The following is a 24,019-nucleotide window of genomic DNA, read 5'->3' on the forward strand; positions in this document are numbered from 1 at the left end:
CGCCGGGTAACGTCGCGCCGCGATAGACAGGAGTTCCCCAATGCCGCTGTCCAATGGACGCCCCCACATGGCCCTTCCGGGGCCCTCCATGATGCCGGACCGCGTATTGCAGGCGATGCATCGGCCCGCGCCGGACATCTATGACCTTGATCTGCACGACATGGTGGCCAGTCTGGTGCCGGATTTGCGCCGTGTGGCGCGCACCGATGGCCATGTGGCGATGTACATCTGCAACGGCCATGGTGCATGGGAGGCGGCCCTGTCCAACACCGTGGCGCCCGATGAGACGGTGCTTGTGCCCACCACCGGTGCCTTTGGCCATGGCTGGGCGGAAATGGCGCGCGGGCTGGGGGCCGAGGTCGAGATTGTCGAACACGGTCGCACCACCCCGATTGACCCGGACCGGGTGTGCGCCGCGCTGGCGGCGGACAAGGGCCACAGGATCAAGGCGGTGCTGGCGGTCCATGTCGATACCTCCTCGTCGATTCGCTCCGACATCGCGGCCCTGCGCAGGGTGCTGGATGAGGTCGGGCACCCGGCCTTGCTGATGGCCGATTGCATCGCCTCGCTGGGCTGCGATGCGTTTGAGATGGACGCATGGGGCGTCGACGTGATGATCACCGGCTCGCAAAAGGGGCTGATGGTGCCGCCGGGCATGGCCTTTGTGTTCTTCAATGACCGCGCGGCAGAGGTGCGCCGCGCCATGCCCCGCGTGTCGCGCTATTGGGACTGGGCGGCGCGCGCCGAGCCTGAGATGTTCTATCAGTATTTCGGCGGCACCGCGCCGACGCACCACCTGTACGGCCTGCGCGCGGCTCTGGACATGATCCACGAAGAGGGCATGGAACACGTCTGGGCGCGCCATGCCCGGCTGGCCCGCGCCATCTGGGCGGCGGGAGAGGCATGGGGGGCAGAGGGGCCGTTCCGCCTGAACGTGGCAGACCCCGCGCACCGCTCTCATGCGGTGACGGCGGCGGCCTTGGGTGCGCCGGACGGCGACCGCCTGCGCGCATGGTGCCGCGATGAGGCGGGGCTGGTGCTGGGCATCGGGCTGGGCGTGGGTGATCCCGAAGACCCGACAAACTCGGGCTATTTCCGTTTTGGCCACATGGGGCATGTCAACGCCCACGGCATCCTTGGCCTGATCGGCACGGTGGAGACGGGATTGACCGTGCTGGACATTCCGCATGGGGCAGGGGCGATGGATGCGGCGGTCAAGGCACTGACCGCTGCCTGATGCTCACAGCACGCGGATCACTCCGCGTGCAGCCCGCCGCTGTCCAGTCGCAACCGTCGGTCCATCTGCGCCGCGAGTTCCAGATTATGGGTGGCGATCAGCGCCGACAGGCCGGTTTCGCGCACCAGCGTCATCAGCGCGCCAAACACCCGGTCCGATGTGGTGGGGTCAAGGTTCCCGGTCGGTTCATCCGCCAGCAACAGGCGCGGCGTGTTCGCCATCGCGCGGCAAAAGGCGACGCGCTGTTGTTCACCGCCTGACAGCGCGGCAGGGCGGTGTTCTGCGCGATCCTTGATGCCAACGCTGTCCAGCAGGGTCAGCGCCCGCGCCTCAGCCTCGGCGCGGCTCGCACCATTGGCCAGTTGCGGCAGCACGATATTTTCCAGCGCGGTGAATTCTGGCAGCAGGTGGTGGAACTGATAGACAAACCCGACATCCGCCCGCCGCACTGCCGTGCGCCGCCGGTCGCTTTGACCTTGCATCGCCTCGCCGCCAATCTCGACCGTGCCCGCATCGGGTGTGTCCAGCAGCCCAGCAATATGCAGCAGCGTCGACTTGCCCGCGCCTGAGGGCGCGACCAGCGCCACGACCTCACCGCGTCCGACCGTCAGGTCGATGCCGCGTAGTACGTTCACCTCGTTCGGCTTGCCCTTGTTATAGCTCTTCTCAATGCCCGTCAGGCGCAGAACCGTGTCACTCATAGCGCAGCGCCTCCACCGGGTTCATCCGGGCCGCACGGCGCGCCGGAAAGATCGTGACGATAAAGCTGAGACCCAGCGACAGCGACACCGCCGACAACACGTCTTTCAGGTGCAACTCGGCGGGCAGGGCATAGATGCCCCGGATCGACGGGTCCCAGACCCCGCCGCCTGACAGGTAGTTCACTGCGGCAAAGATCGGGTCGATGTAGATGGCAAACAGCGTGCCCAGCAGCACCCCCAGTGCTGTGCCGATCAGCCCGGTAAACGACCCGCAGATGAAAAAGATACGCATGACGGACCCTTCGGTCAGGCCCATGGTGCGCAGGATGCCGATGTCGCGGCCCTTGTTCTTGACCAGCATGATCAGCCCGGACACGATGTTCATCGTGGCGATCAGCACCAGCACCGACAGGATCACGAACATCACGTTGTCTTCTATATCCAGCGCCCGCAGGAACCCGCCGCTGGCGTCCTGCCACGTCCAGACCAGCGCGCCCGCACCGGCGGCCTGTCCGATGGGGCTGCTGTATCGCTCGACCTCCTCGGGGTCTTCGACGGTGATCTCCAGCTCATCCGCCACGCCCTCGCGGTTGAAATACAACTGCGCCTCGGCGAAGGGCATGTAGATCCGCGTGCGGTCAATGTCATAGCGCCCGGCGGTAAAGATATAGGTTACGTCATAGGTCTTGACCCGCGGCGAAACCCCAAACGGCGTCTTGACCCCGTTGGGAGAGATCAGGTCGATCTTGTCGCCCAGACCCACCCCCAGCATCTGCGCCACACCCGACCCGATGGCCAGGCCGCCGTCAAAATCTGTCAGGTTGCCACGGCCCGTCTCGGGATCGGCGATGCGCGGGATCTCAACCAGATCCTCCTGTGCGATGCCAAAGACCTCAACCCCGGCATTGCGGCCATTGCCCGTCGCCATGACCTGTCCCTTGACCAAAGGCGCCACCCGCGTGACGCCCGGCACGCCGCGCACGCTCTCGGCCATGGCGGCATAGTCGGGCAGGGTCCGCGTCGGTATCCCGGCCTCATCTACATGCTGGATGTGGTAGACCGTGACATGGGCATTGGCCCCCACGATCGTGTCCACAAATTCCGCCCGAAAGCCCGACCGCACCGCCAGCGTCGCGATCAGCGCAAACACCGCCAGCGTAATCCCGATCAGCGAGATCCACGTCATCACCGACACCCCACCCTCGGCGCGTTTGGCGCGCAGATAGCGCCAGGCGATCATCCATTCAAACGGGGCAAAGGGCGGCGGCTGGCGCGTCATGGGGCTCTTTCTGGTCCTGCTCGTGGCGGAAACTGGCCTTTTGCCCGGTCCGGGTCAACCAGTCCGCGCCCCTGCCGCGCGACCATCCGCCAGTTGTGGCCGCCGCCGCGGGGCCAAGGCGGCCCAACCGCCACCCGCGCCGCCCGAAATCCCTCGTTGACGCGGCCGCCCGCGCCGCCATATTTGCGCCCATGACTGGACCCCGTTACCCCGCCCTCATCGCCTCGCTTCCTTCAACCGTGCCCTTTGTCGGCCCCGAATTGCAGGAGCGCGCCCGTGGCATGCGTTTTCAAGCCCGCCTTGGCGCCAACGAAAACGTCTTTGGCCCGTCGCCCTTTGCCGTCGCCGCCATGCAGGATGAGGCGGCAGAGATCTGGAAATACGCCGATCCTTCGCATCTGGACTTGAAAGCCGCGCTGGCGGACCACCTGCGCTGCACGCCACAAAACATCCTGATCGGTGAGGGCATCGACGGGCTGCTGGGCTATCTGGTGCGGCTGCTGGTGGGGCAGGGCGATGCGGTTGTCACCTCGGACGGGGCGTACCCGACCTTCAACTACCATGTGACCGGCTTTGGCGGCGTGTTGCACAAGATCCCCTACACAGGGGATCACGAAGACCTTTCCGCCCTGATCGCCAAAGCGGCAGAGGTCGACGCCAAGATCGTCTACCTTGCCAACCCCGACAATCCGATGGGCACATGGCACAGCGGGGCTGCCATTGCGGCGGCGCTGGACACGCTGCCCGACGGCTGCGTGCTGGCGCTGGATGAGGCCTATGTGGAATTCGCCCCGGAGGGCACAACCCCCGATCTGGATGCCGAAGATCCCCGCGTTCTGCGGTTCCGCACCTTTTCCAAGGCTTACGGCATGGCGGGCGCGCGGATCGGATATGTCGTCGGCGCGGCAGAGACGATCAAGGCGTTTGACCGGATTCGCAATCATTTCGGCATGAACCGCATTGCACTGGCCGGGGCGCTGGCCGCGCTTGGCGATACCGAATGGTTGAATGAGGTGATCCGCCTGACCGCCGAAGGGCGGGATGGAATCGCGCGCATCGCCAAGGACAACGGCCTGACCACACTGCCTTCGGCGACCAATTTTGTGGCGGTCGACTGTGGCAGGGATGGGGATTTTGCCCGCGCCGTTCTGGCGGGTCTGATTGATCAGGGTGTCTTTGTCCGGATGCCCTTTGTGGCCCCGCAGGACCGGTGCATCCGCATCAGCGCGGGCCGGCCCGAGGATCTGGAAATCCTGGCCGAGGCCCTGCCAAAGGCGTTGCTCGCGGCGCGGATCACCCTCAACCCCTAAGCATTTCCGGCAAACTGCAACAATTTTCACCACCTCGCGAAATCCTGACCTGACTTGTCGTCCTGCTGCGCTACCCTCTGCAAGCGGAGATTGCAGGTGTAGGAGGCCGCGCAATGAAAAACCGTCCATCGAAGCCGGTCGAGGATTACACGACCGTCAACATGATCCTGATTTTTGCGAACATGCTATGGGTTTTTGTGGCGCTCTGGTCCTTTTGGGGGCTGGGCGTGGTGCTGATCCTTGCGGTGCTGCTCAATCATCTGATCACGCGGATCGACACCGTCCGCCGCCGCCGGGACAGCCGGTTTCGCGGCATCTGATCCCTGCAAATCCGGTTTCCGTTTTGCTGCGTGGGGCATAGGGTCCGCCAAACGCAGGAGCCAAGCCATGCCCAACATCACCATCACCGAGATTTTTCGCCTGTCCGAAACCGCGTTGGCGGCACATGGGGCGCAGCCCGCCATTGCCGCCGAAATGGCCCGTGCCATCGCTTGGGCCGAGGCGCGGGGAAACCGGATTTGCGGGCTGTACTACCTCGAAAGCTATTGCCAGCAGTTGAAATCTGGGCGCGTCGATGGCGCGGCCGTGCCGGAAATCAGCCAACCCCGCGCGTCCGAAATCCGGGTGGATGCGGCACATGGTTTTGCCCAGCCTGCCTTTGCCGCCGCGCTGCCGCAGGCGTTGCAGGCCGCGCGCGACACCGGGATCGCCAGCCTTGCGCTGCGCCACGCCCACACCTGTACCGCGCTGGGCTATTTCACCGAACAGATTGCCAAGGGCGGTGCGCTGGGCCTTGGTCTGACCAATGCCTCGCCCATCGTCGCGGCTCCCGGCGGCAAGACCCGTGTGATCGGCACCAATCCCGTCGCCTTCGCGGTGCCGGACGGGCAGGGCGGTGTGGCGATGATGTTCGACCAGAGCACGACAACCGTCGCCCTTGGCCGGATCACCATGGCCAAGGCGGCAGGCGAACAGATCCCCGAAGGCTGGGCCGTGGACGTCGATGGTCGCCCGACGACAGACCCCGACGCCGCGCTGAAAGGCTCGCTGTGTTCTGCGGGCGGCTACAAGGGCTGGGGCCTTGGCCTGATGGCCGAGATCCTCGCCGCCTGTCTGGGCGGCGGCATTCTCAGCAAGGATGTCAAACCGTTGAAAGCGCCAGAGGGCGCGCCGCATGACCTTGGCCAGTATTTCCTGATCATCGACCCCGGACAGGGCGATTTCTTTGATCGGTTGTCGGGGTTGGCAGAGGTGGTCACGCGGGATGAGGGCGCACGGATGCCCGGCGCGGGCCGCGTGCCCGCCGAGACGGCAGACGTGCCAGAGGCGCTCTGGCAGCAACTGCGCGATCTGGCGGGTGAACCTGCCTGATCCGCGTGGTGCTGTGCCGCCGGGTTAACGCCCCGTACGCCGCCCGGTCACAGGGGCGTCTTTGTCACCAAAAGGTAAATTCGTCTCTGTAACCCCTTGATTTTTCGTCGCCTGCGGTCTGTCCACGCGTGGACAGGCTCAGGCCCGCTGGGTGATCCAAACCCCCAGTGCCATCACCGCAATCCCCGTGGCACGGGTCAGCGTGAGGGGCGAGAGTCGCGCCCCGAACAGTCCGAAATGATCAATCACGGCGGCACTGATCAATTGCCCGACGAGCACGAAAAAGATCGCGTTCCCTATCCCGAATTTCGGCGCGATCATCGTCACGGACAGAACGTAGAAGGCCACGAAACACCCGCCCAGAAACAGATGCCGCGGTGCCTCTGTCACGCCGCCCAACCCCTTGGCCCCGCTCGCCAGCCAGACCGCGAGGGTCGAGGACAGCGCCACACAAAACAGCACCACCGCCGCCGAGACGGGCGACCCCAACCGCATCCCAAGCGCAGCATTCAACGCCGCCAGCGTCGGAATGCCGATCCCGGCCAGCAGCATCACAAGGGCATATTGGCTCATGTCCGGTCTTTCATTTATTCAGCAAGATAAAACGTCGCGCTGGCCGCCGCCACCGGGACCGCATCAGGCAGGCGGATCAGCGTCGCCTCGGCAAAGAGCAGTGCCCGCCCGGCCTTGATCACCCGCGCGGTACAGCGCACCCTATCGCCCCGCGCGGCGCTAAGAAAACGCGTCTCGAGGTTGGTGGTGGCCACAGGTTTGAACGCGCCCAACCGCCCGGCGCAGGCAAACACCATCGATGTATCGGCCAGCGTCGCCAGCGCCTGCCCGCAAACAATCCCGCCCACACGGGCGATCTCGGACGTGACAGGGATCTCCAGCACGGCCTCGTCTGGCCCGATTGCGGTGATGGTTGGCTGCAACGCTTGCACCCAAGGTGCGAAATTCTCTTCCAACAGGCGCTGCGCGGTGGCAGGATCAAGCATGAGGACCTCCCCTCTGTCCGGCGGCGACTATGACCGGACCTGAGGCGGCTGTCACCACCTGTTGGGCGGTGACTGGTTTCCTCGGGGCGACAGGCCGTCCCTGAGCGACAAGAACAAGAACGGAGCGGGACATGTATATCAAGGCACTGGCCGTAGCGGCGCTGATGACAACAACCGCCTGCGCGCCATTCTGGGGCAACAAGGATGGCACAAGCCGGGCGTGGTTTGCACCGTCGCGGTCGGATCTGGATCAAGTGGACGTTCACCCCGGGGCAGAGGCCTATGCCGCCAATTGCGCCTATTGCCATGGCGATACCGGGCAGGGCGACGGCCCACTGGGAGCGGACCTGCCGGTTGTGCCGCCAGACCTGACCGATCTTGCACTGGCCAATGGCGGGGTCTTTCCGGCGGAAAGGGTGTTGGAGACGATCCATGGCTATCCCGGTAAGTTCCATCGCGGCTCGATGCCGGAGTTTGGGCAGGAGCTGAAAGGCCCAGTAGTGGAATGGCGCGCGCCTTCGGGCGAGATCATCATGACGCCCGAGGGGTTGATGGATGTGGTTGCCTATGTGGACAGCCTTCAGGCAGATGAAGGCAGCTGACAGGGCTTGTTCCCGACGCCACGCTTTGGCACGAGGCGGGAAGAGACACGGAAATTTGGGGGCAGAAATGCACAGGGTGATCATCGGGCTGGCGGCGGCATTGGGGCTGGCCGGTTGTATGGAAGACGGAGCGATGCCCGAGGCGCAGGATGGGCGCGCGCTGTTCATGACGAATTGCGCGGTCTGTCACGGGGCGGACGGCAAGGGCGACGGGGTTATGGCGCGGGCGATGAAGACGCCACCCAAGAACCTGACGCTGATCCAACTGCGAAATGGGGATGTTTTCCCGCGCGCCAAGATCATGTCGACCATCGACGGCTATGCGCGATCTGATCTGGCCGGACCGGGGATGCCAGAGTTCGGCGCGTTGCTGGACGGCGATCTGGTGCCCTACGACAGTGGTGATGGCAAGCCGACGCCGACGCCGCGCAAGCTGGTGGCGCTGGCAGAGTATCTCGAATCGATACAGGCGCGTCGGACGCCCTGACGTTGTTACAGTGCGTGCGGGTGTTTGTCGGGCGTCGTGCGGGGCTCGTCCCGACCCTGCGGGCCGCAACATCGCCCGCCCGCCAACCCCGCCGGGGCGCGCCTGACGGCGCGCTTTTCGCTTCGCGATTCACCCGTGAACAGGCTGGCGGTGCGGCGCAGGCCTATGCGGCGACTGCCTTGCGCACCATGTCACAGTAGAGATCCTGCACTTGGGAGACGCCGAGGCGACCGCCGGGACGATACCAGGTGGTGATTCCGGTCAGCATCGCGATCACCGCAAGTGTCGTTAGCTTGGTGTCTGCGACGTCGAACAAGCCCGTGTCGCGGCCTTGACGCAGGATGTCCTCGAGCGCGTTTTCGTAGTCGCGCCGCAGTCTTTCGATCACGGCGAAATGGTCTGGCGTCAGGTTGCGCAATTCCATGTAGGCGATGAATACCAGCTCTGGCCGTTCGAGGTGAAAGCCGATGTGAAAGCGTACGAAATCCTCTAGCCGGTTTTGCGCGGTGCCAGCTGCGGGTCGTGCGCGCCATTCGGTTAGCAGGTCGTCCATGTGGTCACGCATCAGCGAGAACAGAAGGGCCTGCTTGTCGGGGGTGTAATTGTACAGCGCGCCCGCCTGCAGACCGACCTCTGCCGCGATCTGGCGCATAGAGACGGCGGCATAGCCGCGCTCGGCGAACAGCCGAAGTGCGGCCTCGCGGATGCGCGGGCCGGTGATCTCGGAGTGGCTTCCCTGGGTGCGTGCCATGGCGGACATGGTTATCTGAACATACGTTCAGATCAAGCGGGATACTTGCCAGTTTGCGCAGGCTGGGGCATGACAGTCACATGCGCAAAACGTCGTGTCATTTGCTGATTTGGCTGGCCGCTTCGGGCGGCCTCGTCGGTTGCACCCAGTTTCCTGAACTGGATGCGGTGGCGACGCCCGGTGTCGCCACCGCAGCCTATCCGGATTTCCTGCCGCTGGGAGATTTGCTGAACGGCGCGGTGCCGCGGGCCTCGGCGGCAGAGATTGCCGCGGTCGAGGGGCGTGTCGGCGCATTGCGCGCGCGGGCAGATCGCTTGCAGCGCGTGTCGATTGCGCCGCGCGGCGTTGACGGGCGTGTGGCGCGGTTGCGGCGCAAAGCTGCGGATTTGCGGGCGCAATAGTCTGGGCATTTGCCTTTTCAAAGGGCGGGAGGCGGTCCAACGGCTGACCGTGCGTTGCATGCTCTTGTCCCTGCGGCTGCTTGGCGATAACCGGGGCTGTGTTTGATCCAGGCAAAACAGGAGCCCGTCCCATGTCCCAGCCACTTCGTCTTGGTATTGCCGGTCTGGGGACCGTGGGCACCGGGGTCGTCAAGATCCTGCGCCAGAAATCGGTCCTTTTGGCAGAGCGCGCCGGGCGCGCCATCGAGATCAGCGCCGTGTCCGCCCGGACGAGGGACAAGGATCGCGGCGTGTCGCTGGCGTCTTACGCATGGGAAGACGATCCAGTTGCACTGGCGACACGCGATGACGTGGATGTCTTTGTCGAACTTATGGGCGGTAGCGATGGACCGGCCAAGGCCGCTGTCGAGGCGGCGCTGAAGGCGGGCAAGGATGTGGTCACCGCCAACAAGGCGATGTTGGCCCATCACGGCCAGGCCTTGGCAGAGCTGGCGGAATCCACCGGCGCAGTACTGCGGTTCGAGGCGGCTGTGGCCGGGGGTATCCCGGTCATCAAGGCGCTGACCGAAGGACTGGCCGGCAATGAGATCGAGCGCGTCATGGGCGTGATGAACGGCACCTGCAACTACATCCTGACGCGGATGGAGGATGGCGGTCTCAGCTACGATGAGGCATTTGCCGAGGCGGATGGGCTGGGCTTTCTGGAGGCGGATCCGCAGCTGGATGTGGGCGGGATTGACGCGGGGCATAAGCTGTCATTGCTGTCGTCGATTGCCTTTGGCACCCAGGTGGCGTTCAGCGCCGTGGAGCTCGAAGGGATCGGCAGCGTTACCATCGAGGACATCCGCCAGGCAGCGGACATGGGATTCCGGATCAAACTGCTGGGTGTGGCGCGGATGACGGGTCGTGGGCTGGAGCAGAGCATGGCACCTTGTCTTGTACCTGCCAATTCGCCGCTGGGTCAGTTGCAGGGTGGCACAAACATGGTGGTGATCGAGGGCGATCAGGTTGGTCAGATCGTGATGCGTGGTGCGGGGGCGGGCGAGGGCCCGACCGCCAGCGCCGTCATGGGCGATGTCATGGACATTGCGCGTGGATTGCGGGTGTCGACCTTTGGCAGGCCTGCAGGGGCGCTGAAGCCGGCTGTGCCTGCCATGGTCTCGACCCCGGCGCCCTACTACCTGCGCACCGCGCTGGCGGACAAGCCGGGCGCGCTTGCCAAGGTGGCCACAGCATTGGGTGAGGCGGGCGTGTCGATCAACCGGATGCGGCAATACGATCACACAAACGACAGCGCCCCGGTTCTGATCGTGACCCATCGCACCACGCGCGCCGCACTGGATCAGGCGCTGGCCGGTATGGAGGCTACCGGTGTGATGATGTCATCGCCGGTCGCGTTGCGGATCGAAGAGGTCTGATCCGCACCGGCGCGGGGTGCGTCAGGCGAGGTTCAATTATTGCGTCGGGGCGTCTGGCCTTTCTGGGCATGTTTGGTCATGGACCGGGCAAAAGTGTCTGTCGACCTTCCTTTGCCAAAGGGGCGGTTCACTGGGCAGGGGCCGTGCATCCACCACAGCTGTACGGTCGCGACCCCGCTATCCCCTTGCGGCTTTGTCCCGGCACGGGGTACTCAACAGGAGACGCGGCTCTCACGAAGGATTTACGGCGATGTCCACCCCAATTGATTTCAATGACCGAATGCTTTCCCTGGGCCTTGCCCGCGTGGCCGAACAGGCCGCCATTGCCAGCGCTGACTGGATCGGGCGCGGGGATGAGAAAGCCGCAGATCAGGCCGCTGTCAACGCCATGCGCGAGCAGCTCAACAAACTGGATATCAAAGGCGTCGTGGTGATCGGCGAGGGGGAGCGCGACGAAGCCCCCATGCTGTATATCGGCGAAGAAGTGGGCAACGGCAACGGCCCCGGCGTGGACATTGCGCTGGACCCGCTGGAAGGCACAACACTGACCGCCAAGGACATGCCCAACGCGCTGACCGTGATTGCCATGGGACCGCGCGGGTCGATGTTGCACGCGCCGGATGTCTATATGGATAAGCTGGCCGTCGGACCGGGTTATCCCGAAGGCGTCGTGACGCTGGACATGTCGCCCGCAGAACGGGTCGCGGCGCTGGCGGCGGCCAAGGGCTGTTTGCCGTCCGACATCACCGTCTGCATTCTGGAGCGTCCCCGGCATGAAGAGATGATCGTCGAGGTCCGCGCCACTGGCGCGTCGATCCGTCTGATCACCGACGGCGATGTGGCCGGCGTGATGCATTGCGCCGAGCCGCATCTGACCGGCATCGACATGTACATGGGATCCGGCGGGGCACCCGAAGGCGTGCTGGCGGCTGCGGCACTTAAGTGCATGGGCGGTCAGATCTACGGACGTCTATTGTTCCGCAACGACGATGAACGCGGACGCGCAGCCAAGGCCGGAATCACCAATCTGGACAAGGTTTATACGCGCGACGAGATGGTGACGGCGGATGTGATCTTTGCCGCGACCGGGGTTACGGGCGGAACATTGTTGCCCGGCATCAAGCGCGAAGTCGGCTGGATCACCACCGAGACTTTGCTGATGCGGTCCAAGACCGGATCGGTGCGGCGTATGAACTATCGTAACCCGTTCAACCCGCAGGGTTGATCGACACGAGCGGAGGCGGTTTGTCGTCGTAAAATCGCGTTTTTTTGGGGGGCGCCGCCTCTGCGGGCGGTCCCCCGTGGGAATTTGAACAGAAAAGAAACCGGGAGAAGCCTTGTCCTATCTGGGGGTGGAGAGCAGTCTGACCGGGCGGCGCTGGGTGGGTCCAGGCCCGGAAGAGACGCGGCAGGCCGAGAGTTTGGTACAGCGGACAGGGCGTGCCCACGCTCTTTGCGCCGTGCTGGCGCGTTTGGGTGTGACGGCAGAGGACGTTGACGACTATCTGGCGCCGACATTGCGGGCGCTCTTGCCTGATCCGCGTTCCCTTAAGGACATGGAAACTGCGGCGGCGCGGTTCTTGCAGGCCGTGTCCCGGCGCGAGCGGATTGCCATCTTTGCCGACTATGACGTGGATGGGGGCACCTCGGCGGCGCTGCTGATCGACTGGCTGCGGCAAATGGGACAGCGGGCGACCTTGTATGTGCCCGATCGGATCGACGAAGGCTATGGGCCAAACGTCCCCGCAATGCGGAAACTGGCCGAGGCGCATGACCTGATCATTTGCGTGGATTGCGGAACACTGTCGCATGACCCGATTGCCGCGGCCAAGGGGGTGGCAGAAGTGATCGTGCTGGACCACCACCTTGGGGGGGAGACTCTGCCAGATGCGCTGGCGGTCGTGAATCCCAACCGTCAGGACGAAGATGGGGCGCTGGCGCATCTGTGCGCCGCTGCGGTGGTGTTCTTGATGCTGGTCGAGTCTGGTCGGCAATTGCGCGACGCGGGAACAAAGGGCCCAGACCTGATGGCCGCGCTGGATCTTGTGGCGCTGGCCACAGTGGCAGATGTGGCACCGCTCAAAGGTGTGAACCGCGCTTTTGTGCATCAGGGGTTGCGGAGTATGGCGCGCCGGGCGCGGCCCGGACTGGTGGCACTGTCAGATGTGGCCCGGCTGGAACGCGCGCCTGCGGCGTATCATTTGGGCTATGTTCTGGGGCCGCGTGTCAATGCGGGTGGCCGGATCGGGAAGGCGGATCTAGGTGCTCGGTTGCTGGCCTGTGACAACCCGGTCGAGGCACAGGCCATGGCCGAACAGCTGGATTTGCTCAACACCGAACGGCGCGAGATCGAGGGGGCCGTTCGCGAGGCTGCATTGGCGCAGGCGGAGGCGCGCGGGTTGGACATGCCATTGGTCTGGGCGGCAAAGGAAGGCTGGCACCCCGGTGTCGTGGGTATTGTCGCCTCGCGTCTGAAAGAGCAGACAGGGCGTCCCTCAATTGTGATCGGATTTGACGGCGACGAGGGCAAAGGCTCGGGGCGTTCGGTGCCGGGCGTTGACCTTGGCGCCGCGATCCAGCGGCTGGCGGCCGAAGGGTTGCTGGTCAAGGGGGGCGGGCACAAGATGGCCGCCGGGCTGACCGTGATGCGCGATCAGCTGGAACCCGCGATGGCGCGCCTGTCCGAACTGCTGGAGCGGCAGGGCGCAGGGCAGGGCGGTGCTGCGGATTTGCGGGTTGATGGCCTGTTGATGCCCGGCGCGGCCAGCGTTGAACTGGTCGAACTGTTGGAAAGCGCCGGACCGTTCGGGGCGGCGGTGCCGGGGCCGCGTTTTGTGCTGCCGGACATGCAGATCCGCTATGTCAAGAGGGTGGGCAGCGCGCATCTCAAGCTGACAGTTTCAGACGGAATTGGGGCCTCGCTGGATGCAATTCTGTTTTCCGCGTTTGACGGCCCGTTGGGACCGGCTTTGGAGTCCCATCGCGGCGCGCGCTTTCACCTTGCCGGCAAGCTGGACATCAATTTCTGGCAGGGTCGATCTACGGTGCAATTGCGCCTTGACGATGCTGCTCCGGCGGCGCGGACCGCGTGAGGGAACCTCTTTTGCGGGGGGTGGAAAACGGTCGGAGAAATCTGCATTTTCCGCTTGCAAGCATCGCGCGCATTTCATAGAACCCGCCTCACGCCGCAGGGCTGGCACACAAGCCGATACTGCTGCGTATCAGAGTGGCCCGTTCGTCTATCGGTTAGGACGCCAGGTTTTCAACCTGGAAAGAGGGGTTCGATTCCCCTACGGGCTGCCACTTTCCATTTTTCGACACGCTTTCGTGCTCTGCTATCCCAGATGTTCACGTTCATTGTGCGTGACAGACTACGGCGATATGTGAAGGTCTTCGGGCGGGGAACCAATTGACCGTGGCAATGGTTTTGTTTCCGACATGTCCGTTGTATGTCAATCGGACGCGACGGTATGGAGAACAGGGCGATTTTTCCGATTTCTCGCTCTGGCCAACGAAACGGCAGACGAGCTTCTGTCCCGTCTGCAACGGACATGTTGCCAGCCCGCAGATTTCATTCGAAGGGCGGCACGGACGTAGAATGATCAACTAATAAGATCTGGTCGCGTGGCGATTTCTTAGCATGCCTTCCAACGAACAGGCAGTTACCGGACTGGACGTGTAAGTGGCTGGAAACGCTCACGTTTCGTCATTTACCGAAACGAGCAGGCTGATGATCACCTGCCGATCTTTTGCATGCTCCATCCCACCGAGAAGCCGTGCAGGATGGTCGATAGAAAGATCGTCAGCGCCGTTATGATCCAAAGATCGGACAGGCTATCGTGGTTGGTGTGGCTCGTGGCAAAAGCCAGATAGTAAATTGATCCGATCCCACGCACGCCGAAGATTGCGACGATCGCACGTTCCTGTCGGGCGAGTTTGCATCCTGTCAACGATACCCAACCAGCCAACGGCCGAACGACCAGAATAAGCAGGAGCGCAATGGCGACATGGCTCCAGTCCAGATCGGCCGACAGGGCAGGCAGTACGGCGCCAAGCGCGATCAACAACAGAGCGGTCAGGGCGTGTTCGATGGATTCCGAGAAATCGTGCAGATGCCGATGGTATTCATGCTCGCTTTCGACACGTCTGAGCGACAGGCCCATCGTGGCCACAGCGATGAACCCGTAGCCTTCCGCCAATTCGGTTGAGCCGTAGCATAGAAACACCCCTGCCATCGCAATTACCCCAGATCCGGTGTCGGCCAGGCGGGTGCGTTTGGGCAGATTGAACAGGATCTGCCCCAACAGCCATCCCCCGGCGCAGCCCATCACGGTTCCGACAGTGATCCGATAAATCACGTCTTCCATCACCCAATGCGGGCCCCACGAATCCGGGTTTAACCCCTGTGCCATGACGATCAGGCCAAGATAGACAAAAGGAAACGCCAACCCGTCGTTTAAGGCGGCCTCTGTGGTCAGGGAAAAGCGCACCGGGTGCTCGTTTCCCTCATGAGGTGGTGCGATCTGGACGTCGGCAGCAAGAACCGGGTCCGTGGGGGCCAGTACGGCAGCGAGCAGAACGGCACCGCCTGCTGTCAATCCACCCAGGAACACGCCCAGACAGGCAACCGCCGCGATCGTCAACGGCATTGCAACGAGAAGCAGCCGCATGGTCGGAAGCCATTTTCCCCACGGTCGAAGCCTGTCCACCCGTAAGCCCGCCGCAAACAGCGCCACGATGACGGTGATCTCGGCAATGACCTCCCACGGCAGCGGGCTACTGCGCGGATCAGGCGGTGTGGGCAATCCGGGTATTGTCAGGGCAGCCACAGCACCAAACAGGATCAGCATAGGGGCGTAGGCCGGTTCACGAGAAGATACGAGCCTTGGAACCCAAAGGGCAAGGATGACGAGAAATCCGACGACCGTCAGTGTCAGATGATATGTTTCGAAGCCGAAGAACGGGTCAACGTCCATGTTTCACCGGGGCAACACCTTTCAACAGCGCCTCGTCCATCCGTTCACCGTAGAGCACCGAGATATTGCCAGTCGTTTCCAGCACCGCGGCACGAACAGAGGACAAATGAAGCGCGTTCGCTTCGCGCAGTTTTGCCATCAGATCCTCCTCGGCCACGCGGGTTGCCCGCAAGGTATCGTGCTGTACAGCACCATCTTTCACGAGCAGGACCGGCGTATTCTCAACCTGCGAGTCTAGACGCGGTGACCATCTTCGAAGCCGGGAGACCGAATATTGAACGGCGAACAGGCAGGCCATCGCCGTCACTGTCTGCAAAAAGCCGATCCATTCTTGTGATTGCGATGATCCCGCAAGGAGCGACCCCATGGCGATTGTCATGACAAAATCAAAATTGGTCAATTTGGAGAACGACCGCAGCCCGACGATGCGAACCAGCACTATGATCCAGGCAAGCCCGATCCCGCTCAGCAATGCACCTTTGGCAATAGCGTCGACGACGGGTGCTTCAAAAAACATTCCATTCTCCTTCTGTTCGGTCGTTTCGGCGTTGTCACCGGGGGCTGGGCATGGGTCTGCTTTCTGTCAGTGGTGCTCTTGAAAAACGTCCTGTTGGCACTTGCCGGTGCCAATGGGAGGCGCATTATTTTTGGCATCAAAGCCGTTTTTTCCAGTCGCTTTGCCGCCGAGATGTGTCCCGACAGCTGGTGAGGTCGGACAAATAGCGGGAAAGGGCATCGTCCCAGCCTCCTAGCTTTGTCCGCTAATTCGCAATGCGCCTCGCAAGGCGCGCGCTTGCAGCGGTTCTGTCAAAGTTGGCTCTGCTCGAAATCCCATGCGTTGCATGGCGTCGCTTTCGCGCGGATGTGGCGCGCTCATAACCGAATGCCACATCAGGGCGGCAAGGCTGCGGGAATTGCCCGCCGCATTGCCCAATCTGCCAAGGGCGGGCAGCAGCTCTCGTTCGATGTCGTCAAAATCGGTTCCCAGTGGAAAATCCGGAAGCAGATGTTTCCGGTGCGGGGTCAACCAATCCCTTAGTTTCTCAGGCGTGTTGGTCCGATGGGCGGCCGGCACTGAGGCGTCGGCGGCAATTTTGCCCGCGGCTTTTGCCTTTTGCAGCAAGTCGTCCTGAAAACGGCTGTCGGCGATGGCGATCAGGCGCAGGATTACTTGCTCATCAGTCTGGCCGCGCAGATCTGCCGAACCATATTCCGTGACCACGATATCGCGCATGTGACGCGGCACCGTGGTCAACGGCAACTGCCAGACGATGTTGGACGTCACTTTGCCACCGCTGGTGCGCGTCGCGGGCAGGGTCAACACTGCCCGACCGTCGTCCAGCGCAAAAGCTTGTTCGAAAAAATTGAACTGTCCGCCGACGCCGCTGACCACTTGACCGGGCTTTGCGGAATCCGACATTGCATCGCCCAATAGACTGACCTGCATTGCGCCGTTGACAAAGCGGGCGTGGACACGGGCGGCACGTTTGGCATCTTCATCGCCGTATAGCGCATTGGTAAAGCTGACGGGCATCATTTGGATTTTTGTGCGGCGTTCCGGGTCCATCATGCGCAATTGCTCATACATGTCCCGCGCTTCGACGAAAAAGCCTGCGTGGATTGACGCGCCATCGACCTCGCGGCGGATGATGCCAGCCTGAAACAGTGCCAATAAACCGCCAACCAGCATTTCGGTCACCGCATACAGACCTTTGTCGAAAGGCGCGGTGCCGTCGCCAGACAGAGGAAAAGGTGCAACGGACCAGATGTCCTCCAGTGCGGCCTGATCACGCAACATCAACACATGGGCCACTGCGTCGCCGATCGCGCCTATGCCGATCTGGATCGTGCCGCCGTCAACGATGTGCCGCGAGACATGCAAGCCGATGCCGTATTGCGCGTCAGAGACTGGTCGGCGCACCGCCGAGAAAAGCTCGAATGGGTCGCTTTCCAGAACCATGTCGATCTCGTCGCCGTCAATTTCCGCCGGGCCAGCCATGAAAGGCAGAGCGTTGTTGACCTCTGCCACGGCAAGGAAATCCATTGCGCCTGCGCGCCGCCGTGCGAACAGATCGGCGGAAATGTCCGCGTTGCACGACAGACTGAACCGCCCCTCCTGTCGCGGCATCGCTTGGGTCAGCACGTTGGGTTTTTGCGCGATCAGGACGTGCAGGGCATGGGTGTAATTTGCGGCGATGTATTGGCGTTGCGCATAAGCTGTGCCAAGCCATATCCCGGCTTGAAAGAAGAATTCCGACACTGAGATATTGTCCGGCAGGGTGCCGTCGCGGATCATCTCTGCATAGAGCAACGGGGGGTAGGCCCCGAACAGCCGGTCCATCGCTGGTTCCAGAAATCGTTTTTCGATGTCCGTCGCGGGGACCGGGCGTTGCAACGTCAGCGCGGTGAAGATCGACAGTTTGCGCTTTGGATCGGCAATGGCGGCACGGGTCAGCGCATTGACCAAGGGAACGGGCTTGCCCAGCCCAAGCGGCAAAGCAAGCCGAACTTCTCCGCCGACAGCGTCGAATATCGCGCCCGCCGCAATATCTGGATCGCTGAAAAGGCGCGGACGGTCAGACAAGGTCCAGCCACCCTTTATCGGGGGTAAACCGGGGGCCATGGGTGGCTTCCAGTTCTTTCAGTCGGGCCACGATATTTTCTGTGCCGCGGAGACGTGCATAGTGCATCGGCCCGCCTCGAAACGGTGCCCAGCCAGTGGCGAGGATCATGGCAGCATCGACGTCATCCTCGGTTTGCGCGACACCGCACCGAAGCACTTCGACCAGGGCATCCAGCATTGGCAGGATCAATCTGTCGGTCAGGTCGTCCGGGGCATTCTCCAAATCCTCGTCCGGATTCGGCGGGCCGTTGGACCAATCATAAAATCCCTTGCCTGATTTCTTTCCCAAATCTCCGGCGGCGACCTTTTTTCGCAATGTTTCAAAGATCGGGGCCATCGGTTTGTCGATGTTTTCCCGCAGCGATTCCGCCACATGTAGCCCGATGTCCAGGCCCACTTGATCGGCCAGCGTGACAGGCCCCATCGGCATCCCGAACCGAAGGGCGGCGGTGTCGATGACTTCCTTTGATACGCCCTCTTCCATCAGGGCCATGGCTTCCATCAGGTAGGGGGTCAGCGCGCGGTTGACGACAAAGCCCGGATAGTCGGTTATTTTCGCGGGCAATTTTCCGATAGCGCCGCAGAAGGCCGCCAATCTGTCCAGTGTTGCGCCAGAGGTTTCGGCGCCTTTCACCACCTCCACCAGGTCGATTTTCGACACCGGGTTGAAGAAATGCAAACCGGCGAAATCTGCCGCATTTGGTGCTTTTGTCGCCAGCTCATCCACCGACAAGCTGGATGTGTTGGAAGCGAGGATTGCGCCGTCCTTCATCCGGCCGCGCAAACTTTCGTAGATCGCTTCCTTGATCGCCATTTCTTCGGGCGCGGCCTCGATAATCAGATCTGCGCGAGCGACGCCATAGCCGTTGGGATCGGGCATCAACCGATCCAGCGCATCACGGCTTTCGATGTCGTCCAAATGGTTGTCCCGGCAGATGCCTGCTGCGTGTTTTATGGCCTGTCCCAGCGCCTTAGGATCCAAATCCGCCAGCGAGACGGTCTTGCCCTTGATAGCAGCCATAGCCGCGATTTCGGCACCCATCGCCCCGGCACCAATCACATGAACATGGGCGATGCCATCGGTGCCTCGCCCCGCGTCCTTCAACCCCTGACGGAGAAAAAACACCCGGCGCAAGTTTCGCGAGGTCTCGGTTTTCAGCAAGGCCGCAAAGCTGATGATCTCGTTGCGCTGCATGGCGGAGCGGTCACCGCCGTGTTCCTCCCAAAGATCAATCAGCGCATGGGGGGCAGGATAGTGATGCTCCGGCGCTTTCTTTTCGATCTGGCGGCGCATCTGGCGTGCTGCGAAGCCGCGTGTCTGATCGAATCCTAGCGCGCGCGCTTTCAGACCCTGCTCATGCTTTTCGATCGTACCATCGGCGGCGGCAGCCACAGCGGCGGCCACATGCCGTTCTTGCGTCACGACATCGACAATACCCAGAGACCTTGCGCGTTCTGTATGTGCGGTCTTGCCGGTCAGCATCATTGTCATTGCCTCGGTCGGGTCGATCGTCGCGGGCAGGCGAAACGTGCCGCCAAGGCCGGGATGCAGGCCCAGCAAAACCTCGGGAAAGCCGAACGATGCGCCATCCACCGCAATGCGGTAGTCACAGGCCAGCGCGATTTCAAAACCCGCCCCCAGCGCGGCACCATGCACCACGCATATCGTCGGGCAAGTAAGCGCCTCTATCCGATCCAAGACATCATGACCCTGCTTCAACAAGCCGGATGCGCCCGTGTCGGACAAACTGTCAAAGCCGGTTATGTCCGCCCCGGCGGCAAACCCGGACGGTTTGGCCGACCGGATCACCAGCGCGGTTGGCAGATCAGTCTCAGCAGCGGCGATGTGGGCGTCCAATTCGCGGATCACGTCCTCGGACACGGTGTTGGTTCCGGTGCCGGCCCTGTCCAGCGCCAGCCAGAGGATGCCGTTTGCATCGCGGCCTGTCCGCCAGTTGCCGTCAGGAATTCCGGCAGCCCCCAATTCCAGCTTGGTTTCGCCCAGAAATGTCAGAACTTCGGCCTTCATTGCACAGCCTCCAACAACATCGCACCGCCAAGACCGCCGCCGATGCATTCCGTGGCAATGCCGCGTTTGGCACCGCGTTTTTTCATGGCATTTGCCAGATGCAGGACGATCCGATTGCCGCTGGTACCGACCGGGTGGCCCAGCGAAATCGCACCACCATCGATATTCAACCGGTCGCGATCAATCTGGCCGAACGCCCTGTCCAGACCCAACACGTCTTGGCAGAACGCGTCGTCGTTCCACGCCGCAAGACAGGATAGCACCTGCGCGGCAAAGGCTTCGTTCAATTCCCACAGGTCGACGTCATCTACGCCCAACTCATTGCGCTGAGCCATAGGCGTGGCAGCCAGCACAGGACCCAGACCCATGATCGACGGGTCAAGACCGGCCCATTCGCTGTCGACGATCTGAGCCAACGGAGTAAGGCCGTGATCTGCCACCGCCCGTTCCGAGGCCAGGATGCACCAACTTGCGCCATCGGTGATCTGGCTGGAGTTCCCGGCAGTGACTTGGCCAAACGGTTCTTCGAAAACTGGTTTCGGTTTCGCTAGCCCGTCCAAATCGCTGTCGGGCCGCACGCCGTCGTCCTGAGAGTACACCGTGCCGTCGCGGTCAAAGGCGGGCATGACTTCGTCGTCCAGCGAGCCATCGGCCTGGGCCGCGGCAAGGCGGTGGTGGCTTTGCATGGCGTAGGTATCAGCGCTTCTGCGGTCGATGCCGAACCGATGCGCCAACACCTCGGCGGTCTGGCCCATGTTCAGACGGGTGATTGGATCCGTCAGACCGCGTTCCAGACCGATCACCGGCTTCAGGAACTCTGGTCGCAGCCCGGCCAATGCCTTGGCCTGTTCCAGCGGCCCCTTGGCGGCGTTCATTTGCCCGAACCATTCGACCGCCGACTGGCGCAGGGTCAGCGGTGCGTGGCTCAGCGCCTCTGTTCCACCTGCAAGGATCATCTGGTGGTCGCCGGAGCGGATATATCGGTAAGCGGTGTCGATGCTTTGCATGCCTGACCCGCAATTGATCTGCACCGTAAAGGCGACAGTTTTCTCTGGCAGGCCCAGACGCAGCGCCGCCACGCGGGCCGGGTTCATTTCGTCAGCGATGACATTGACGCAACCAAGGATCACCAGATCGAACAGGTCGCGATCATAGGGTTGCCGCGCCAATAACGGCCGACCGCATTGCACCGCCAGATCGACGGGGGTGAAGGGGCCGGGGCGTCCGCGCGCCTTGAGAAACGGGGTGCGTGCACCGTCAATCAGATAAACGCGCTGTTGGCTATTGTCGGTCATTCCGCGGCCTCCTGCGTTGAGGGATCGTTTCCGTCGTCTGTTGTTGGTGAGGCGTCGGGAAACAGTCGTGCCAGCTCCTCGGCCGAGTATTCGTCCACGGCGATCACTTCGGCGACCAGCGTGGTCATCCTGTCAATATCTGCTTTCTCGCTTTCGCCGATCAGCCCCTCTGCCAGAGCCTCTGGCGGGGTTTTGCCTGCCTCGCGTAGTCGTTTCATCACCGGAGCCATCTGGACCACCATGGCATAGCATGTGTTGAGCGTGCCGACGCCGTCGCGGTTGCAGCCCTCGAACACAGCGCCGACAATCCGGTCTCGCGTGGCGGAGGGTTGGTAAATCAACTCACTGCAGGCAACCGTCAAACGATCATCCGGACCCTGCCGTCGCTGGCGGGACCATGTCAGAAACCGCAAGACCCAGGCGGCCCAGCGGGCGGGGAGGTTGGTGATCACGTCGTCAAGCGCGGACTGGATGCGTTGAAACGCGGTCGCGGCTGCGTAATTCAGCAAGGGCAGATCAGCCTCTTGGCGACCTTCATCCTGCCAGCGTTTCAGGGCCGCTGACAGGATATACATTTCAGACAGGATATCGCCCATACGGCCGCTGATCATTTCCTTGCGTTTTAGGGCACCGCCCAAGGTCAGGAACAAGAAATCCGCCGTCAATGCATAGGCCGCAGACCATCGCGACAGTTCACGATAGATGGGGGTTGCCGCACCAGCATCCGGGGCAGGGGCGAACCGTCCGCCCGTCAGCGCCCGACCCCAAGCGCGGAAAATCGTCCTTGTGGTGTGGCCGACATGCGCCCACAGCGATGTGTCAAACATCTCCAACGACATTTGCGGATCATCCTCTTGCAGGGCCAACATATTATCCAGCATATGCGGGTGGGCCCGGATCGACCCCTGGCCGAAGATGATCAGACTGCGGGTTACGATATTCGCGCCCTCGACGGTAATTCCGATGGGCACCGCGCGGTACAGCGGCAGCAAGTAGTTCGACGGACCGTCGATAACGGCCTTGCCGGAATGCACATCCATCGCGTCATTGACCGCCTCGCGCATACGAAAGGTCGCGTGGGCCTTCATGATCGCGGAAATCACTGAGAGCGCGCGGCCCTCGTCCAGACCGGCGCAGGTCAGATGACGTGCGGCATCCATCGCATAGGCGTCCGCCGCCAACCGCCCCAAACGGGCCTGAATACCGCCGAACTTTCCGATCGGCAGATTGAACTGCTGGCGGATACGGGCATAGGCCCCCGTGGTGTGGGCGCTGAACGCAATCGCCGCACAGCCCATCGACGGGAGTGAGATCCCACGTCCGGCGGCCAGCGCCGACATCAACATCATCCAGCCCTTACCGGCGTAATCCTGCCCGCCGATGATGTGATCGATGGGGATGAATACGTCGGTGCCGGTGGTCGGACCGTTCATGAACATTGTCGATGAGGGGATATGGCGCCGGCCGGTTTCGACACCGTCAAGGTGCGTCGGGACCAGCGCACAGGTAATGCCTATATCCTTGGTGTCCCCCAGCAAACCATCCGGATCGCGCAACTTGAACGCCAATCCCAGCACCGTGCAGACGGGCGACAGCGTGATATAGCGTTTGGCCCAATTCAGCCGTATCCCCAGCACCTCCTGTCCTTGCCATTGTCCGTGACAGACCACGCCTTCGTCGGTCATTGCTGACGCGTCCGACCCTGCCTCGGCGCTCGTCAACCCAAAGGCGGGCAACTCTGTGCCATCAGCAAGGCGCGGCAGCCATTGGTCTTTTTGCGCATCTGTGCCGAACATATGCAGCAATTCGCCCGGCCCCAAAGAGTTGGGAACCATGACCGTCACTGCGGCAGCGACAGACCGTGTCGATATGAAACGTACGATTTCCGAATGGGCAAAGGCGGAAAAGCCCAGCCCGCCATAGGATTTCGGGATGATCATGCCGAAGAACCTGTTGTCGCGCAGGAATTCCCAGACCTCGGGTGGCAAATCGCCGTCATGCTGGTTGATTTGCCAGTCATCAATCATCTCGCACAAGGTGCGACAGGGACCGTCGAAAAACGCCTGTTCCTCGTGATCCAACTTCGGCGCCTTGACCGCATGCAATTTCGACCAGTCGGGGTTGCCGGAGAAAAGCTCAGCTTCCCACCAGACCTCTCCTGCGGTCAGCGCCTCGCTTTCGGTTTGGGACAGGGCGGGTAATACGGCCTTGGCCCATTTGTAAATCGGTTTGGTCAGATATTTTGAGCGTGTACTGAGCATGGGTGCCTCCAAACGTGCAACGCACAGCCGGCGGCACCAGTTCCGCAACAGGGTCGGACACATGCCAGTTCTCGGTACAGTTCTGGGTGCAAATGTGGCGCCCGATTGTCCTGCCAATTCACAGACAGCGAACGGCGTTGCCGTTTTTTTCGGACGACTATTCGGTATCGGTCCGCGTTAGTGGGCGCGATCACATAATCAGAGCCCCGGTCACGACAGGGGCGTCCGTTTCGATACAGGCCTGCCGGAGAGGGAGACATGGATCGAATTGCCAAGGAAC

General features: G+C 62.4%; 21 protein-coding genes and 1 tRNA gene. 11 read left to right on the forward strand and 11 right to left on the reverse strand.

What is annotated here, in order from left to right:
- Positions 1 to 40: 40 nt before the first annotated feature.
- Positions 41 to 1,237 (forward strand): pyridoxal-phosphate-dependent aminotransferase family protein, encoded by a 1,197-nt coding sequence (locus ANTHELSMS3_RS12875; protein ID WP_094035212.1) that lies wholly within the window; start codon positions 41 to 43, stop codon positions 1,235 to 1,237.
- 17 nt (positions 1,238 to 1,254) lie between these two features.
- Here ANTHELSMS3_RS12875 and ANTHELSMS3_RS12880 read toward each other — a convergent pair whose 3' ends face one another.
- Both ANTHELSMS3_RS12880 and ANTHELSMS3_RS12885 read right to left on the reverse strand, forming a co-directional pair.
- Positions 1,255 to 1,938 (reverse strand): ABC transporter ATP-binding protein, encoded by a 684-nt coding sequence (locus ANTHELSMS3_RS12880; RefSeq protein ID WP_094035213.1) that lies wholly within the window; start codon positions 1,936 to 1,938, stop codon positions 1,255 to 1,257.
- Positions 1,931 to 3,217 carry a lipoprotein-releasing ABC transporter permease subunit gene (locus ANTHELSMS3_RS12885; RefSeq protein WP_094035214.1) on the reverse strand — a complete coding sequence of 429 codons (1,287 nt, stop codon included), beginning with the start codon at positions 3,215 to 3,217 and terminating at the stop codon, positions 1,931 to 1,933. Before ANTHELSMS3_RS12885 ends, ANTHELSMS3_RS12880 begins: the two co-directional genes overlap by 8 nt.
- 191 nt (positions 3,218 to 3,408) lie before the next feature.
- On the opposite strand from ANTHELSMS3_RS12885, the gene ANTHELSMS3_RS12890 reads away from it, so the two are divergent.
- The 3 genes from ANTHELSMS3_RS12890 (at position 3,409) to ANTHELSMS3_RS12900 (ending at position 5,898) form a co-directional block, all read left to right on the forward strand.
- Positions 3,409 to 4,527, forward strand: a complete 1,119-nt coding sequence (locus ANTHELSMS3_RS12890) for a pyridoxal phosphate-dependent aminotransferase (protein ID WP_094035215.1) — start codon at positions 3,409 to 3,411, stop codon at positions 4,525 to 4,527.
- A gap of 113 nt (positions 4,528 to 4,640) precedes the next feature.
- The gene (locus tag ANTHELSMS3_RS12895; protein ID WP_094035216.1) at positions 4,641 to 4,847 is read left to right on the forward strand and encodes a histidinol phosphate aminotransferase; all 207 of its coding nucleotides are present in this window, start codon (positions 4,641 to 4,643) and stop codon (positions 4,845 to 4,847) included.
- Positions 4,848 to 4,914: 67 nt separating this feature from the next.
- Positions 4,915 to 5,898: an Ldh family oxidoreductase gene (locus tag ANTHELSMS3_RS12900; RefSeq protein WP_094035217.1), complete on the forward strand. Its 984-nt coding sequence runs from the start codon at positions 4,915 to 4,917 to the stop codon at positions 5,896 to 5,898.
- 138 nt (positions 5,899 to 6,036) lie between these two features.
- Here the strand turns inward: ANTHELSMS3_RS12900 and ANTHELSMS3_RS12905 are convergent, their stop codons facing one another.
- Positions 6,037 to 6,471 carry a DMT family transporter gene (locus ANTHELSMS3_RS12905; RefSeq protein ID WP_094035218.1) on the reverse strand — a complete coding sequence of 145 codons (435 nt, stop codon included), beginning with the start codon at positions 6,469 to 6,471 and terminating at the stop codon, positions 6,037 to 6,039.
- A 14-nt stretch (positions 6,472 to 6,485) separates the two neighbouring features.
- The gene (locus tag ANTHELSMS3_RS12910) at positions 6,486 to 6,896 is read right to left on the reverse strand and encodes a PaaI family thioesterase (protein WP_094035219.1); all 411 of its coding nucleotides are present in this window, start codon (positions 6,894 to 6,896) and stop codon (positions 6,486 to 6,488) included.
- Positions 6,897 to 7,027: 131 nt separating this feature from the next.
- Between ANTHELSMS3_RS12910 and ANTHELSMS3_RS12915 the strand changes: the two genes are divergently transcribed.
- Both ANTHELSMS3_RS12915 and ANTHELSMS3_RS12920 read left to right on the forward strand, forming a co-directional pair.
- Complete coding sequence (locus ANTHELSMS3_RS12915) at positions 7,028 to 7,498, forward strand: c-type cytochrome (RefSeq protein WP_094035220.1); 471 nt, start codon at positions 7,028 to 7,030, stop codon at positions 7,496 to 7,498.
- 67 nt (positions 7,499 to 7,565) lie between these two features.
- Entirely contained in the window at positions 7,566 to 7,985 is a 420-nt protein-coding gene (locus ANTHELSMS3_RS12920) for a c-type cytochrome (protein ID WP_094035221.1), read from the forward strand.
- A 163-nt stretch (positions 7,986 to 8,148) separates the two neighbouring features.
- On the opposite strand, the gene ANTHELSMS3_RS12925 is transcribed toward ANTHELSMS3_RS12920, so the two are convergent.
- Entirely contained in the window at positions 8,149 to 8,736 is a 588-nt protein-coding gene (locus ANTHELSMS3_RS12925; RefSeq protein ID WP_094035222.1) for a TetR/AcrR family transcriptional regulator, read from the reverse strand.
- Between the two features lie 80 nt (positions 8,737 to 8,816).
- On the opposite strand from ANTHELSMS3_RS12925, the gene ANTHELSMS3_RS12930 reads away from it, so the two are divergent.
- The 5 genes from ANTHELSMS3_RS12930 to ANTHELSMS3_RS12950 all read left to right on the forward strand — a co-directional run bounded on the left by ANTHELSMS3_RS12930 (position 8,817) and on the right by ANTHELSMS3_RS12950 (position 13,858).
- Entirely contained in the window at positions 8,817 to 9,137 is a 321-nt protein-coding gene (locus ANTHELSMS3_RS12930; protein ID WP_094035223.1) for a hypothetical protein, read from the forward strand.
- Between the two features lie 131 nt (positions 9,138 to 9,268).
- Positions 9,269 to 10,555, forward strand: a complete 1,287-nt coding sequence (locus ANTHELSMS3_RS12935; protein WP_094035224.1) for a homoserine dehydrogenase — start codon at positions 9,269 to 9,271, stop codon at positions 10,553 to 10,555.
- A 250-nt stretch (positions 10,556 to 10,805) separates the two neighbouring features.
- A complete protein-coding gene (gene glpX / locus ANTHELSMS3_RS12940) occupies positions 10,806 to 11,780 on the forward strand; it encodes a class II fructose-bisphosphatase (protein ID WP_094035225.1) in 975 nt (324 codons plus the stop codon).
- 112 nt (positions 11,781 to 11,892) lie between these two features.
- A complete protein-coding gene (recJ, locus tag ANTHELSMS3_RS12945; protein WP_094035226.1) occupies positions 11,893 to 13,647 on the forward strand; it encodes a single-stranded-DNA-specific exonuclease RecJ in 1,755 nt (584 codons plus the stop codon).
- Between the two features lie 136 nt (positions 13,648 to 13,783).
- Positions 13,784 to 13,858: transfer RNA gene (locus ANTHELSMS3_RS12950), tRNA-Glu, on the forward strand.
- A 431-nt stretch (positions 13,859 to 14,289) separates the two neighbouring features.
- Here the strand turns inward: ANTHELSMS3_RS12950 and ANTHELSMS3_RS12955 are convergent.
- From ANTHELSMS3_RS12955 to ANTHELSMS3_RS12980, 6 genes are all read right to left on the reverse strand, one after another.
- Positions 14,290 to 15,531, reverse strand: coding sequence for a cation:proton antiporter (locus ANTHELSMS3_RS12955; protein ID WP_094035227.1), 1,242 nt, complete (start codon positions 15,529 to 15,531; stop codon positions 14,290 to 14,292).
- A complete protein-coding gene (locus tag ANTHELSMS3_RS12960) occupies positions 15,521 to 16,048 on the reverse strand; it encodes a DUF421 domain-containing protein (protein ID WP_094035228.1) in 528 nt (175 codons plus the stop codon). Before ANTHELSMS3_RS12960 ends, ANTHELSMS3_RS12955 begins: the two co-directional genes overlap by 11 nt.
- A gap of 231 nt (positions 16,049 to 16,279) precedes the next feature.
- Positions 16,280 to 18,115, reverse strand: coding sequence for an acetyl-CoA hydrolase/transferase C-terminal domain-containing protein (locus ANTHELSMS3_RS12965; RefSeq protein ID WP_254694733.1), 1,836 nt, complete (start codon positions 18,113 to 18,115; stop codon positions 16,280 to 16,282).
- Entirely contained in the window at positions 18,108 to 20,183 is a 2,076-nt protein-coding gene (locus tag ANTHELSMS3_RS12970) for a 3-hydroxyacyl-CoA dehydrogenase NAD-binding domain-containing protein (RefSeq protein WP_094035230.1), read from the reverse strand. Before ANTHELSMS3_RS12970 ends, ANTHELSMS3_RS12965 begins: the two co-directional genes overlap by 8 nt.
- A complete protein-coding gene (locus ANTHELSMS3_RS12975; RefSeq protein WP_094035231.1) occupies positions 20,180 to 21,478 on the reverse strand; it encodes an acetyl-CoA C-acetyltransferase in 1,299 nt (432 codons plus the stop codon). Before ANTHELSMS3_RS12975 ends, ANTHELSMS3_RS12970 begins: the two co-directional genes overlap by 4 nt.
- Positions 21,475 to 23,739 (reverse strand): acyl-CoA dehydrogenase, encoded by a 2,265-nt coding sequence (locus ANTHELSMS3_RS12980; RefSeq protein ID WP_094037108.1) that lies wholly within the window; start codon positions 23,737 to 23,739, stop codon positions 21,475 to 21,477. Before ANTHELSMS3_RS12980 ends, ANTHELSMS3_RS12975 begins: the two co-directional genes overlap by 4 nt.
- Positions 23,740 to 24,019 lie beyond the last annotated feature (280 nt).

It is taken from the genome of Antarctobacter heliothermus, from assembly GCF_002237555.1.
GTDB lineage: Bacteria > Pseudomonadota > Alphaproteobacteria > Rhodobacterales > Rhodobacteraceae > Antarctobacter > Antarctobacter heliothermus_B.